This window comes from Rathayibacter sp. AY1G1 (genome assembly GCF_002932095.1).
Taxonomy (GTDB): domain Bacteria; phylum Actinomycetota; class Actinomycetes; order Actinomycetales; family Microbacteriaceae; genus Rathayibacter.
The window spans coordinates 1-13,613 of sequence record NZ_PSUZ01000045.1; the positions used below are offsets into that span (position 1 = coordinate 1).

Below are 13,613 nucleotides of genomic sequence, written 5' to 3' on the forward strand. Positions count from 1 at the left end.
GGCGGGCCCGGTGGAGTCGGGCGGAGCCGCCTCAGCCGGCCGAGCGGATCCCTCCGGTCGGACCCCAGGCGACTCCGGCGCCGCCCGTCAGACCCGCCGCGTCGACGCCCGCTCCACCAGCGGCATCGGCACCAGCACCCGCTCTCCCGGAGCGCCGCTCAGCAGCAGCTCGACCGCCCGGCGGCCCATCTCCTCGTGCGGCAGCGCCACGGTCGTCAGCCCGGGGCGGAGGTAGGCGGCCAGCTCGTCGTCGTCGAACGACACCACGGCGATGTCGCCGGGGATCGAGAGCCCCGCCTCCGCGACCGCCTGGTAGGCCGCCTCACGCCGAGCGGCTTCGGGCACGACGGCGCGGGCGGACAGGTCGCCTTCGCCGACCCGGACGCGGGAGTCGGCTTCGCGTTCCTCACCAACCGGATGGAGGGGGTCGGCGACGTGCGCGCGACCCGCGTCGTCGAGGCGCTCGCGACCGCGCTGCGACTGCCCGTTCCGCGCGGACTCTGACCCCTCCGCGCGGACTCTGACCCCTCCGCGCGGACTCTGACCCCTCCGCTCCACCCCCGTCAAGGGGTGGGGCGCCCGGTCGGCGCCGTCCTAGCGTCGGGGGACGGGCCGACCGGAGGGGCGGTCCGGGATCCAGGGGAGGGCGAGATGCAGAAGCTGTACTACGCGAGCGGATTCGTGCTGCTGGGCGACGAGGTGTGCTCGGCGGTCGTCGAGTACGCGCAGGCGCTGGCGAACGTGGGGAAGTCGGACCTGGTCGTGGTGCCGTCGCTCTCGGACGAGGGGCTGCGCGGCGAGACCCGTCTCCTGGTCGGACCGGCCAGCCAGCTCTTCACCAGCCCGGCGCTCGACCGCGGCGTCGACCTCGACGATCCGGAGGCGGTGGAGTCGATGCGCGAGAAGACCCGACGGCTCCAGCCCGCGCGGCCGACCGTGCAGCCGCGCGGCGAGGGCGACGACAGCGAGGACGACGGCGGGACCGACTACCTCTGACGCCTCAGGTGTCGAGCGTGGTGCTGGGGCGCTCGCCGAAGCGGTGGGCGTACGAGGCCGAGAACCGGCCGAGGTGCGCGAAGCCCCAGCGCCGTGCGACCTCGCTGACGCTGACGACTCCGGACTCGCCCGCCCGCAGCTCCTTCTGCACGCCGTCCAGCCGGATCCGCCGCAGGTAGTCGACCGCGGTGAAGCCGAACTCGCGCCGGAACTCGGTCTGCAGCGTCCGCAGGCCGATGCCCGCCGCGTCGGCGATCTGCTCGGTCCGGAGCGGCTCGTGGGCGTGCTCGTACATGTACTCGATCGCCTGGCGGAGGCGCCCCGAGCGGGGTACTCCGAGGTCGCCGGGAGTGTCCAGCGTCGAGTGCGGGAAGGTCTCGAGCAGGGCGACGGCGACCGCGCGGTCGGCCTCGCGGCGCAGCAGCGGCGAGCTGTCGGCGTCGTAGATCACCCGGGCGACCGTCGCGACGGTCGCCGACCAGCGCCGCAGCGCCGCGCCCTCGGGTCGTGCGGTGGTGTCGAAGAGGAGGGGGCCGCGGGTGCCCTCGACCTCCTCCGCGATGCCCTCGAGGTACGCGCCGTCGAAGTGGATGAGGTTCTGGCGGTAGTCGTGGAACTCGAACCGGCTGGGACGGTCGTTGACGAAGATCGCCGGCTGCCCGAATCCGAGGGTCACCGCGTCGCCGTCGAGATCGGTGACGCCCGCGCCGGCGGTCAGCCACGAGACGACGTACTCGCCCTCGGTCTGGATCGAGCCCTGCACGGAGCCGGCGAACTGGCTGCCGCGGAGCGTCACATCGCCGTCGCCGACGGAGGTGTAGCGGTACGAGAAGTCCTCGCCGGGCTCGACGACGAAGCGGTGCCCGTTGTACGACTGCTCGAAGAGGGCCCGCGCCTGCTCGATGTCACGCCCGCCGATGTCGGAGCGCATGACCTCGTCCTTCTCGTTCATCCCGATCAGGGTCGCACGAGGAGCGCTCCTCACCGCGTGCCCCGAACGGGGAATTCGTTAAGCGGATAAACCAGTCGCGGGTCCGGCGGCGCGGGTCATGGCCTGGACGGTCGCCGCCTGGAACTGCGTGAGCAGCACCACGGTGTGCCGCGCTCCGGCTTCCACGGCGAGCGAGAAGGTGGCGCCGGCCGGAGTGGCCCGCCAGGAGCGGATGTCGCGGGTGCCGACGCGGGTCGAGTCGCCGGTGCCGGCGCTCCGCAGCACCAGGGAGTCGGGCAGCACGCAGAGCGCGCCCGTCACGCCGTCGACAGTGGAGGAGCACTCGAAGCCTGCGTCGTCGTGCACTGCACCGGCGAGCTCGACGAAGTCGGTGACCTCCATCGGCTCGTCGTCGTCGCGCCTGGACACGGCGCGCTCAGGCAGCGTGCGTGAGCCCGGAGGACTCGGGCTGCTGCGCCGGCTCGGTGACGATCCGCAGGCCCCGGCCGCTGTTGGCCTCCTCCATCAGTGCGCGCACCCAGGTGGCGTTGATCGCCGGCATGCGGCTTCCGTGGAACGAGAACTGGAGGGGGATGGTCGGGTGCAGCCAGAGCGTCTGGCGTCCGGTGCCGTGCGCGCTCGAGGCGTCGAGCTGGAAGGCGAACGCCTCGTCGCGGCGGAACTTGTTGATCATGACGATCTGCAGGTGCGCGAGTGCGCGGTCGTCGATCTCGTGCGAGGTGGGGGGAGTGCCGTAGAGGAGAGCGCCCATGGTGCGTGCCGCCGTTCTGTGCTGTGTCGCGGGTGCCGGCCGCGACGGTGAGGTGCCCCGGCGAGTGCCGCCGGGAGGGGGAGTGCGAGATGGTGGGGGGGTGTTCGTGGGGAGCAGGACCCGGGGTGTGCTGTGCCGCCGAGTCGAGTGTCCGGAGTGTCGAGCCGGGGGTGTCGGGCTCCGGGATGTCGAGTCCGGATGCCGTCGCGCCGAGCCGTCGATCCCCGCTGACGCCTGCTCTGCAGGCCCGTGGAGTCGGGCGGTCGGGCCGTCCCTCCGGCTGTTCTCCGAAAGTACGCCCCTCGTTCGGAGGGCACGTGCCGCTATCCGGAATGCGAAGCAGTGGCCCCGGCCGCCGGGCGGGCTCCCAGCCGGGCGACTCCGGGGCTCAGTTGCCGGGTGCCGCCGGTGGGCGGTGCGGCTGCGTCGAGACGCCGCGCTCGTGCGCGAGACGCCGCCTCGGCAGTGGTGTGTCGGGCGGGCCGACGGCGTCTCGGCGTGGCGGGTGGAGCGGGAGGAGGCGTGACGGTGCGCTCACTGGACAGGGCGTGCGGCTCCGTCGAGACGCCGCGCTCGTGCGCGAGACGCCGTCTCCGCGGCGGTGTCTCGGCGTGTGCGGGAGGAGGAGGGTGCGCTCCTGCGCGAATCGTCGCGCCGCCGCTCAGAAGGCGTAGCGGACGCGGCAGTAGGGGAGGCGCTCGGCGAGGAGGGCGCGGAAGCGGTCGAGGGCCGCGCGCTTGAGGTCGCGTCGGTAGCGGATGTTGACGGCGCCGTTCTCGGAGACCTTCTGCTCCTGGCGTCCCGGCTGCCAGAGCAGCGACTCCGCCTTCGGGTGCCAGCCGAGGTTCACCTCGTGCAGGCCCTCGTTGTGGGTGAGGAGGATCACCTCGGCCGCGAGCTGCGCCTTCGCCCGCGGGTGGAGGGCGGCGTCGAGCTGGTCGAGGAGCTCGGTCCAGTCCTGCTGCCAGGTCTCGGTGAGGATCACGGGCGAGAAGTTGACGTGCACCTCGTAGCCGGCGTCGACGAAGTCGTTGATCGCCGCGATCCGCTCGGCCATCGGCGAGGTGCGGATGTCGGTGACCTTCGCCGTCTCGGCGGGCATCAGCGAGAACCGGATGCGCGTGCGCCCGAGCGGGTCCCACTCGAGGAGCTCGCGGTTGACGTACTTGGTCGCGAAGGACGCCTTGGCGGTGGGCGACATCCGGAACAGCTCGCAGAGGTCGTGGACGTTCTCGCTCAGCAGCGCGTCGACGGAGCAGTCGCTGTTCTCGCCGATGTCGTAGACCCAGGCCTCCGGGTCGCACTGGTTCGCCTCGGCCTTGGGGCCCTGCTTGGCGATGTGCCGGGCCAGGTGGCGCTGGATCTGCTCGATGTTCGTGAAGAGCGTGATCGGGTTGCTGTAGCCCTTCCTCCGCGGCACGTAGCAGTAGACGCACGCCATGGCGCAGCCGTTGGCGGTGGAGGGGGCGATGAAGTCGGCCGAGCGGCCGTTCGGGCGCGTGACGAGCGACTTCTTCACCCCGAGCACGAGCGCCTCCGTCTTGATGCGCACCCAGCGCGCGACGTTCGCCTCGTCGCCGTGCACCTCCGGGATCAGCCAGTGCGACTCGACGGGCACGATCTCGGCGCCCGGCCACCGCGCCACGACCTCCTGCCCGCGGGGCAACTCGAGCGCGGCCGGCTCGGCGTAGATCCGCCGGATGTCGAGCAGGCGCCGCTCGCGGACCGGCGCGGACGCGGGGCTCGGAGCGGTGTCGGACATGAGTCCGTTCTATCGGCGACCACCGACATCCGCGGAGGCGGGGCTGTCGCCCGCCGCGCAGGTCCTGCGCCCGCCTGCAGGAACCGTTGCGCCGCTCCCTCAGGATGGAGGCATGCCCTCCTCCGCCGACCGCTTCCGCCGCGCCGCCGTCGAGCTCGCGCAGACCTCCGAGCGGCAGGTCGAGTGGGCGCTCGCCGTCGCAGAGGATGCGCGCCTCCTCGCCCTGATCGACGAGCTGCCCGCGCAGCACCGGCAGCCGTCCCTGCTCTTCTCGGTCGCGCGGCTGCTCGGCGTGCCCGACGTCGACGGCGCCGGATTCGCCGCGTGGCTCCGGAGCGAATGGGCGCGGGTGGCACCGATCGCCGCCGAGCGGAGGACGCAGACCAACGAGGCGCTGCGGTGCGCGCCCCTGGTCGCAGCGCTGGAGCGGATCACGGAGCCCGGTGAGCCGGTGGCGCTCGTCGAGATCGGCGCCTCCGCAGGGCTCTGCCTGGCGCCGGAGCGGTACTCCTACGCCTTCACGGCGAGCGACGGCGAGACGAGGCTCGGGTCGGGCGCGCCTCTGCTGCGGTGCGCGGTGAGCGGAGGCCCGGCGTCGGCGCGGCTGCCGGTCGTCGCGTGGCGCCGGGGGCTCGACCTGGCACCGCTCGACGTCCGCTCACCCGAGGACGTCGCCTGGCTGGAGGCACTGCTCCCGCCCGACCGCCCGGAGCGGGCCGCGCGGCTCCGCTCGGCCGTGGAGGCTCTGCAGGACGACCCGCCCACGATCGTCGCGGGTGATGCGGCCGCCGAGCTGCCCGCCCTGCTCGACGCGGTGCCGCCGGGTCTGCGGACGGTCGTCGTCTCGCTCGGGACCCTGGTCTACCTGCCGTGGCCCGCGCGCGAGAGCGTCCTGGCGACGGTCGCCGATCGCGGCGCGAGCCTGGTGACGCTCGAGGCGGAGGCGCTGCTCCCGCACCTCGTCGCCGCGCGCGGAGACCGCACGGCTCCCGAGCCGACCCCGTTCCTGCTCGCCGCCGACGGCGTCCCGCTCGCGAGCGCGGCCGCCCACGGCGGCACCCTCTCCTGGCTGGCCTGAGGCGCGCTCCCGCGCCGGGAGCGGGGTGCCCGAAGCCCGGGAGGTGCCCGGTGCCCGGTGCCCGGTGCCCGGTGCCCGGTGCCCGCTCCGCCCCGATCCTCCGCCCACTGTTCAGAAGTCGTCGCACTCGGCGTCGAGTGCGACAACTCCTGGACTCTCGCGGAGGAGCGAGCGTCGAAGGCCGAAGCCCAGAAGCCCGAAGCCCGAAGCCCGAAGCCCGAAGCTCGAAGCTCGAAGCTCGAAGCTCAACGCGCAGAGCTCTGAGCTCAGGCGCTCGGTCTGATCGTCCGCCCACTGTTCACGAGTTGTCGCACTCAGCGTCGAGTGCGACAACTCCTGGACAGTCGCGAAGGAGAGGGCGTCGAAGTGCAGCGCTGAGTGCTCAGAGCTCGGAGTCCCGGCGCTCGACCCGCGCCCGCTGTTCAGAAGTCGTCGCACTCGGCGTCGAGTGCGACAACTCCTGGACTCTCGCGGAGGGGAGGACGGCCGAGCGCAGGACTCAGAGCTCAGAGCCAGAGCTCAGAGCGTCCAGCGTCCAGCGCCCAGCGCCCTACAGCCCGTCGACGACGAGCTGCGTCGCGCGCGGGACGTACGAGGTGTTCGTCGTCGGGTCCCAGCCCACGAGCGCGACCGCGTCGCCGCCGACGCGCGCGGTGATGCCCACGAGCGAGAACGGCTTGCCGCCCACGGCTCCGGACACCTTCCAGCCGAGCGTCTCGTCGGCGCCGGTCAGCGTCTGCTCGGTGCGCTCGACGGTCGTCTCTACCGGCACGCCCTGCATGGCGAAGAGCGTCGAGCCGGAGGCGCAGCGCGTGGTCGCGTCGGTGGCGCTCGCGAGGAGCGAGGCGGCCGCGTCGGCGGTGCCGGTGCTCGACACGACGGCGGTCATGGAGCGGTCGGCGCTGGTGCCGTACGAGAGTCCGGCGGCGGGCTGCGCGGTGTCCCAGCCCAGGCCGAACGGCGAGAGGCAGCTCGCGTCGGTCGCGGTGAGGCCGGGGTAGATCGAGTCGAGCATCTCCTGGATGCTCGCGTACTCGCCGGGCACGAACTGCACGCCGGTCAGCACGGCGGCCACCTGCTCGCCGGTCTTCTGAGCGGTGTCGGCGGTCGGGGCGGCGGCCGTCGCGGTGGCGGACGGGGCGGCCGACGACGAGGGGAGCGTCGGAGTGAACGGGCGGAGCGTCGATCCGCTCGTCGCGGTCCCCGCGCAGCCCGAGAGGACGAGCAGCAGCGCGCCTCCGATCAGAGTCGTGCGCAGCAGTGTCTTGGACATCATGTCTCCCCCTTCGCCCGCCGGCGCCGCACCGGGGCGCCTGAGGCTAGCAGAGCCCCGCGTCCCGGAGGCGGCCCGGCGCCGCCCGCAGGACGGAGGCGGCCCGGTGGCACCCGCAGACCGGAGGCGGTCCGGCAGCGCGTGCGGATCGGAGTCGGCCCGGCCCCACTCGCACAACGGAGCCCGGAACTCCGAGCCCACGCCTCCGACGGCCGTTCCCGCCGCCTCCGCTCCGCAGCTCAGATCTCGGTGTGCCCGAGCTCGGCTCCCGCGAGCAGGCGGATCTCCGGCTCGGCGATGCCCTCCAGCTCCAGCACCACGACGCGGTTGCGGCCGACGCGGGTGACCGGCGAGGGGACGATCAGCGTCCGCTGCGGTCCGCGGCGCCAGTAGCGTCCGAGGAGGAAGCCGTTCACCCAGACCAGTCCCTTGCCCCAGTGCAGCGTGTCCACGTACATGTCGGCCTGCTCGTCGAGGTCGAACGAGCCGGAGGCGAGCTGCGGTCCGGCCGAGAACGTCGGTGCCGCGACGGCCAGGTCGGGGAGGCACTCCAGCGCGAGGGCACGCGCCGCCCAGCCGGTCAGCGGGGCGCCGTCGAGCGTCACGCCTCCGATCAGGCCCTTGTGCTCGCCGATGCGCGTGCCGTAGTTCACCCGGCCCTGGTTCTCGACCAGGATCGCGAGCTCGCCGCGTCCGCTCGGCAGAGTCAGCGCCCGCTCGTGGTGGTCGCGCGCCAGCACGCCCACCGGCACGCCGTCCAGCAGCACCCAGGCGCGGTCGCGCACCTCCTCGCCCACCACGAGGCGGACCGGAGCGGAGGAGCCGTCGAGCGTCGTCGTGAAGAGCACGAAGCCGTCGTCGTGGCCGAGGTCGTCGAAGCTGGCCATCGCATCGAGGTGCGCGGCCGGTCCGAACGCCTGGCCGAGGCCGAGCAGCGCCGGGCCGGGGACGAGCGGAGCGGTCAGGGCGGGGGCCGGCGGGCGCACTGCGGGCACCTCCTCCGGCACCGGCGCGTAGCGCGCGATGACGTCGCGGAACGCCCAGAACTTCGCGGTCGGGTCGCCGCCCTCGTCGAGCGGGGCGTCGTAGTCGTAGCTCGTCGTGATCGCGGCGTAGCGGCCCTTGTCGTTCGCTCCGCTGGTCAGGCCGAAGTTGGTGCCGCCGTGGAACATGTAGATGTTGACCGAGCCGCCGGCCGCGAGCAGGGTGTCGAGCTCCTGGGCGGAGGCGTCGGCGTCCGTCGTGTGGTGCTGGGTGCCCCAGTCGTCGAACCAGCCGCACCAGAACTCCATGCACATCAGCGGGCCGGTGGGCTGGAACTCGCGCAGCGTCGCGAGGCGCTCCGTGGTCCGCGAGCCGAACGAGCCGGTGAGGTGCAGGCCCGGCAGGCTGCCGTCGGCGAGCATCTGCGGAGTGGGCTGGTCGATGGTGGTCAGCGGCACCGTGATGCCGGAGTCGCGGGTCACCCGCACGAGCTCGGCGAGGTATTCCTTGTCGGAGCCGTACGCGCCGTACTCGTTCTCGATCTGCACGAGGACCACGGGCCCGCCGGCGTCGATCTGGCGCGGGGCCACGATCGAGTACACGCGGCGCAGGTAGTCGCTGACCGCGGCGAGGTAGTTCGGCTCCGAGCGGCGCACGCCCACCTCGGGGTCGCGGAAGAGCCAGGCCGGGAGGGCGCCGTTGTCCCACTCCGCGCAGATGTAGGGGCCGGGGCGCACGATCGCGTGCATGCCCTCGGCGGCGATCAGGTCGAGGAAGCGGCCCAGGTCGAGCCCGGCGTCCTCGCGCCACTCGCCGCGGCGCGGCTCATGCGCGTTCCAGGCGACGTAGGTCTCGATGGTGTTCAGGCCCATCAGGCGGGCCTTGCGGATCCGGTCGGCCCAGAGGTCCGGGTGGATGCGGAAGTAGTGCAGCGCCCCCGACAGGATGCGGTGCGGGCGGCCGTCGAGCTCGAAGTCGGCGGCGCCGATGGCGAAGCGGCTCTCGGGAGCGGTGGTCATCTGGATCCCCCTCAGGATCGGTGCCCGGTGTGTCCGAGCGTGAGAACGACGCGGGGCCGACCGGAGCGATCCGGCCGGCCCCGCGTCGAGCAGTGGTGCTACTCCGAGACGGTGAAGCCCTGCGCGTTGCCGTACTGGACGAGCTTGCTCTGCCAGTCGGCGAGGCCCTGGTCGAGGCTGGTGCCGTTGGCGTACGCCTGGCCGACGGTGTCACCGAAGACGCTGTTCGCGTACACCTGGTAGGGCAGGTACGACCAGCCGGAGCGGACGTCCTTCGAGGCCTGGGTCAGCACCTCGTTGATCTTCTGGCCGCCGAAGTACTCCGACTCCTGACCGGTGAAGTCCGAGCTGTCGAGGTCGGCCGTGGTCGACGGGAATCCGCCGCTCTGCAGGAAGACGTCGACCGAGGCCTGGTCGCTGTTCAGCCAGCGCAGGAACGCGGCGGCCAGCGCCGGGTTCTCGCTCTGCTTGGTGACGGACTGGCCGCCACCGCCGTTCTCGGCGCTGACGGCGGTGCCGTCGTAGGTCGGGATCGGCGCGACGGCCCAGTCGCCGGAGGCGTCGGGGACGCTGGACTCCAGCACGCCGGGCATCCAGGCGCCGGTCACCAGCGAGGCGATGGAGCCGTCGGCGAGGCCCTTGTACCACTCGTCGCCCCAGGCGGGGGTGTCCGAGAGCAGCTTCTTCTCGACCAGCTGGTTCCAGACGCCGGTCCACTTGGCGGTGCCCTCGTCGGCGAGGTCGATCTTCACGTCCGTGCCGTCGGTGGTGAACGGCTCGCCGCCCGCCTGCCAGATCATGCTGGTCGCGAAGCCGGCGTCGCCGGTGTCGGCGGTGATGTACTTCGACGGGTCGGCGGTGTGCAGCTTCTCGGCCGCGGCCACGTACTCGTCCCAGGTGGCGGGGACGGCGATGCCGTACTGGTCGAAGACGGTCTTGTTGTAGAACAGCGCCATGGGGCCCGAGTCCTGCGGGAGTCCGACGAGCTTGCCGTCGATGTTGACGCTGCCCCAGGTGGAGGCGGAGTACTTGTCCTCGAGGTCGCCCATGCCGTACTGCGACAGGTCGAGGAGCGAGTCCGACAGCGCGAACTGCGGCATGGCGTAGTACTCGATCTGGACGACGTCGGGGGCGCCCGAGCCGGCCTTGATCGCGTTCTCGAGCTTGGTGTACTCGTCCTTGTTGGTGCCGGCGTTGACGAGCTCGACGTCGACCTTCGGGTAGGCCTTCTCGAACGCGGCGACCTGCGCCTCGGCGCTGGGGGTCCAGCTCCAGTACGTGATCTTGCCACCGGCCTCGAGGGCGGAGTCGAGGTCGGCGGCGGAGCCGGCGCTCGTGGTCGTGCCGCCACCGGAGGTGGACGAGCAGGCCGCGAGGGAGCCGGCGGCCAGGGCCGCGACGGCCGCGACCGTCAGGGTCCGCCTGAGGGCGGAACGGGCGATCTTCATGGTGGTGTTTCCCTTCACTTCTTCGTGCTGCGGGTGCTGTGGACGGGGCAGGACGCTCCGGCCGGGGGATGGGTAGGGGAGGGCTCAGCCCTTGACGCTGCCGGCGCTCAGACCGGACTGCCAGAAGCGCTGGAGTCCGAGGAAGGCGACGACGATGGGGATGATCGTGAGGAGCGAGCCCGTGATCACGAGGTTGTAGATCGGCTGCGCGCTGACGCCGGTGGCCTGCGCGTTCCACTGGTTGAGGCCGACGGTGAGCGGGTACCAGGTGGGGTCGCTCAGCATGATCAGCGGGAGGAAGTAGTTGTTCCAGGTCGCGACGACCGAGAACAGCAGCACGGTCACGATGCCGGGGGCGAGGAGGCGGATGGAGATGGTGAAGAAGGTGCGGAACTCGCCCGCCCCGTCCATCCGCGCCGCTTCGAGCAGCTCGGTGGGCACCGACTCCACCGCGTAGACCCACACCAGGTACAGGCCGAACGGGCTGATCAGCGAGGGGATGATGATCGCCCACGGGGTGTTGGTCAGGCCGAGCTGGCTGAACATGAGGAACGTCGGAACGGCGAGGGCCGTGCCGGGGACCGCGATCGCTCCGAGCACCACGGCGAAGACCGCCTTGCGGCCCGTGAAGCGGAACTTCGCGAGGCCGTAGCCGGCGAGCGTGGCCAGGAGCGTCGCTCCTCCGGCGCCGACGACGACGTAGAGCAGGGTGTTGCCGAGCCAGCGGAGGAAGATCCCGTCGCGGTAGCTGAGGGTGTCGGCGATGTTCTGGAAGAAGACGAAGTCGCCGTCGAACCAGAGGCCGAAGCTCGAGAGCAGGCCGGCCTGCGTCTTCGTCGCGTTGATGACCAGCCAGGCCAGCGGCACGAGGCTGTAGAGGATGAAGACCGACATCAGCAGGGTGAAGGCGATCGACTTCTTGGGCTGCACCGAGGAGCCGCGGCGGGCGGCCGGGCGCTTCGGGGCGCGGGCGGGCGTCCGGGGAGCGGTCGCGAGGGCCATCAGTTCTCCTTCCGCGCGCCGCGGAGCTGCACGACGTAGGCGATCACCGCGGTGATCACGCCCATGACGATGGCGACCGTGGCCGACGCGTTGTACTGCTGACCGGCGAAGGACAGGTTGTAGGCGTACATGTTCGGGGTGAAGTAGGTGGTGATGATGTTCGGCGCCAGCGTCCGGAGGATGTTCGGCTCGTTGAACAGCTGGAAGCTGCCGATGATCGAGAAGATCGTGGCGATGACGATCGCGCCGCGCAGGGCGGGAAGCTTGATCGAGCGGATGACGCGCATCGGGCCGGCGCCGTCGATCTCGGCCGCCTCGTAGAGCTCGCCGGGGATCGTCTTCAGCGCGGAGTAGAAGATGAGCATGTTGTAGCCCACGAACTCCCACGTGACGATGTTGCCGATCGAGGCGAGGATCCAGTCGCGCGAGAAGGGCTGGACGACGTCGGAGCCGAGCAGGTCGTTGACGTTCGCGGCCAGGCCGAAGTTGTCGCCGTAGATGAAGCCCCACATCAGCACCGCGACGACCGCGGGGACGGCGTAGGGGAGGAAGACCACGATGCGGAAGAAGCCGGTGCCGTGGAGGCGGCCGCTGTCGATCGCGAGGGCCGCGACGAGGGCCAGCACGAGCATCACGGGGACCTGCACGACGAGGAACAGCAGGACGCGGCCGAAGCCCTCCCAGAAGTTCGGGTCGGTGAAGATCGCGGTGTAGTTCGCGAAGCCGACGAAGGAGTTGCCGCCCACCAGCTGCTCGCGGAAGAGGCTGAGGTAGATCGAGTAGACGACCGGGGCGATGAAGACCAGGAGGAAGACGACGAGGAAGGGGGCGACGAACGCCAGGCCCTTCCACTCGCTCTTCGCCCGCGACTTCGGGGCCGCGAGGGGGGACGCCGGAGGGGCGACCTCGCTCAGCGGGACGGGGGGAGACGTCGTCGTCATGGGATTCCGTTCGGGGAGTAGTGCGGGCCCGTCATGTTCACGTCAACATGGCAGAGCGTCACCGTAGCATGTCCACGTCGCCACCCGCGACTGTTCCTGCGTCACGGTTCGGCGCACGATGCACCACGGCTGACGGGCGGCGCGCTATAAAGGGAAGCCCATGTCACTCGAGACCGACCGCCCGTCCCCGTCCACCCGGCCGCGACGCGGCGTCTCGATGGCCGACGTGGCCCGGCGCGCGAACGTCTCGGGCCAGACGGTCTCGCGGGTGTCGAACGGCAAGCAGAACGTCGACGGCGAGACGCGCAAGCGGGTCCTCGAGGCGATGCGGGCCCTCGGCTACCGGCCCAACAGCGCGGCGCGGGCCCTGCGGACGGGCCGCTTCCACAGCATCGGCGTGATCATGTTCACGCTGTCCTCGTTCGGCAACATGCGCACCCTCGACGCCATCGCGATCGCGGCCGCCGACGCGGGCTACTCGATCACCCTCATCCCCGTCTCCCACCCCACCCAGGGCGAGGTGTCGGTCGCGTTCCACCGGCTGAGCGAGGAGGCGGTCGACGGCGTCATCATCATCGTCGAGGCGCACCTGCTCGACGAGGCCGACATCGTCCTCCCACCGGACCTGCCCGTGGTGGTCGTCGACTCCGCCGGCGGCGAGAAGTACCCGGTGGTCGACACCGACCAGATGTCGGGCGCCCGCCAGGCCGTCGAGCACCTGCTCGGACTCGGCCACCGCACCGTGCACCACATCGCCGGCCCGGACCGCTCCTACTCCGCCGAGCGCCGCCACGAGGCGTGGGAGTCGACCCTGATCGAGCGCGGCGCCCCGGTGCCGGAGGTGCTGGTCGGCGACTGGTCCACCGACTCCGGCTACCGCCTCGGCAAGCGGCTCGCCGCCGATCCGGAGGTCACCGCGATCTTCGCCGCCAACGACCAGATGGCGCTCGGCGTGCTGCGCGCCCTGCACGAGGCCGGACGCGCCGTGCCCGGCGAGGTGAGCGTCGCGGGCTTCGACGACATGCAGGAGTCGGCGAGCTTCTGGCCGCCTCTCACGACGGTGCGCCAGTTCTTCGGGGACACGGGCCGCCGCTCGGTCGACATCCTCCTGCGCGAGCTCGAGTCGGGCGAGCGCACCGGCGTCTCGCTCGTGCCGACCCGCCTCATCGTCCGCGAGAGCACCGGCCCGGCCCCCGCCGCCTCCTGATGCTTCCGCGGAGCCGGCCCGCGGAGCCCGCCCGCCCTTCACGCTGATCGAGGAGCCAGCCCCGCCGGCGTACCGAGATCCCCTGCACCGGACCCCCTCTGCCGGGCCCGCGCCCTCGACCGCGTGGGTGACGACGTGCACGAGGTCGTACGGACCGTGCCACACCGTCTCGGCGAGGTTCGCGACGACGAGGTGCCCGC

At 71.9% G+C, this 13,613-nt stretch carries 13 protein-coding genes; 3 read left to right on the forward strand and 10 right to left on the reverse strand.

All coding sequences use genetic code 11. The features are described from left to right. Positions 1 to 87: 87 nt before the first annotated feature. The gene (locus tag C5C36_RS16770; RefSeq protein ID WP_258072328.1) at positions 88 to 558 is read right to left on the reverse strand and encodes a substrate-binding domain-containing protein; all 471 of its coding nucleotides are present in this window, start codon (positions 556 to 558) and stop codon (positions 88 to 90) included. A gap of 93 nt (positions 559 to 651) precedes the next feature. Between C5C36_RS16770 and C5C36_RS16775 the strand changes: the two genes are divergently transcribed. Beyond that, positions 652 to 996: a hypothetical protein gene (locus C5C36_RS16775; protein ID WP_104223414.1), complete on the forward strand. Its 345-nt coding sequence runs from the start codon at positions 652 to 654 to the stop codon at positions 994 to 996. Between the two features lie 4 nt (positions 997 to 1,000). Here the strand turns inward: C5C36_RS16775 and C5C36_RS16780 are convergent, their stop codons facing one another. The 4 genes from C5C36_RS16780 to C5C36_RS16795 all read right to left on the reverse strand — a co-directional run bounded on the left by C5C36_RS16780 (position 1,001) and on the right by C5C36_RS16795 (position 4,461). Beyond that, positions 1,001 to 1,948 carry an AraC family transcriptional regulator gene (locus C5C36_RS16780; protein ID WP_104223413.1) on the reverse strand — a complete coding sequence of 316 codons (948 nt, stop codon included), beginning with the start codon at positions 1,946 to 1,948 and terminating at the stop codon, positions 1,001 to 1,003. A gap of 57 nt (positions 1,949 to 2,005) precedes the next feature. After that, positions 2,006 to 2,356, reverse strand: coding sequence for a hypothetical protein (locus tag C5C36_RS16785; protein ID WP_104223412.1), 351 nt, complete (start codon positions 2,354 to 2,356; stop codon positions 2,006 to 2,008). 7 nt (positions 2,357 to 2,363) lie between these two features. Beyond that, positions 2,364 to 2,699, reverse strand: a complete 336-nt coding sequence (locus C5C36_RS16790; RefSeq protein WP_104223411.1) for an ATP-dependent DNA ligase — start codon at positions 2,697 to 2,699, stop codon at positions 2,364 to 2,366. A 661-nt stretch (positions 2,700 to 3,360) separates the two neighbouring features. Beyond that, complete coding sequence (locus tag C5C36_RS16795; protein WP_104310087.1) at positions 3,361 to 4,461, reverse strand: spore photoproduct lyase family protein; 1,101 nt, start codon at positions 4,459 to 4,461, stop codon at positions 3,361 to 3,363. 112 nt (positions 4,462 to 4,573) lie between these two features. On the opposite strand from C5C36_RS16795, the gene C5C36_RS16800 reads away from it, so the two are divergent. After that, positions 4,574 to 5,539 carry a DUF2332 domain-containing protein gene (locus C5C36_RS16800; RefSeq protein WP_181133848.1) on the forward strand — a complete coding sequence of 322 codons (966 nt, stop codon included), beginning with the start codon at positions 4,574 to 4,576 and terminating at the stop codon, positions 5,537 to 5,539. A gap of 550 nt (positions 5,540 to 6,089) precedes the next feature. Here the strand turns inward: C5C36_RS16800 and C5C36_RS16810 are convergent. From C5C36_RS16810 to C5C36_RS16830, 5 genes are all read right to left on the reverse strand, one after another. Further along, the gene (locus C5C36_RS16810; protein WP_104297617.1) at positions 6,090 to 6,815 is read right to left on the reverse strand and encodes a hypothetical protein; all 726 of its coding nucleotides are present in this window, start codon (positions 6,813 to 6,815) and stop codon (positions 6,090 to 6,092) included. A gap of 236 nt (positions 6,816 to 7,051) precedes the next feature. Further along, complete coding sequence (locus C5C36_RS16815; RefSeq protein WP_104310090.1) at positions 7,052 to 8,815, reverse strand: beta-galactosidase family protein; 1,764 nt, start codon at positions 8,813 to 8,815, stop codon at positions 7,052 to 7,054. A gap of 98 nt (positions 8,816 to 8,913) precedes the next feature. Continuing rightward, complete coding sequence (locus tag C5C36_RS16820) at positions 8,914 to 10,263, reverse strand: sugar ABC transporter substrate-binding protein (protein ID WP_104223423.1); 1,350 nt, start codon at positions 10,261 to 10,263, stop codon at positions 8,914 to 8,916. 84 nt (positions 10,264 to 10,347) lie between these two features. Further along, positions 10,348 to 11,157: a carbohydrate ABC transporter permease gene (locus tag C5C36_RS16825; RefSeq protein ID WP_258062773.1), complete on the reverse strand. Its 810-nt coding sequence runs from the start codon at positions 11,155 to 11,157 to the stop codon at positions 10,348 to 10,350. Positions 11,158 to 11,264: 107 nt separating this feature from the next. Further along, complete coding sequence (locus C5C36_RS16830; RefSeq protein ID WP_104226355.1) at positions 11,265 to 12,206, reverse strand: carbohydrate ABC transporter permease; 942 nt, start codon at positions 12,204 to 12,206, stop codon at positions 11,265 to 11,267. 160 nt (positions 12,207 to 12,366) lie between these two features. On the opposite strand from C5C36_RS16830, the gene C5C36_RS16835 reads away from it, so the two are divergent. Then, a complete protein-coding gene (locus C5C36_RS16835) occupies positions 12,367 to 13,413 on the forward strand; it encodes a LacI family DNA-binding transcriptional regulator (protein WP_258063339.1) in 1,047 nt (348 codons plus the stop codon). Positions 13,414 to 13,613 lie beyond the last annotated feature (200 nt).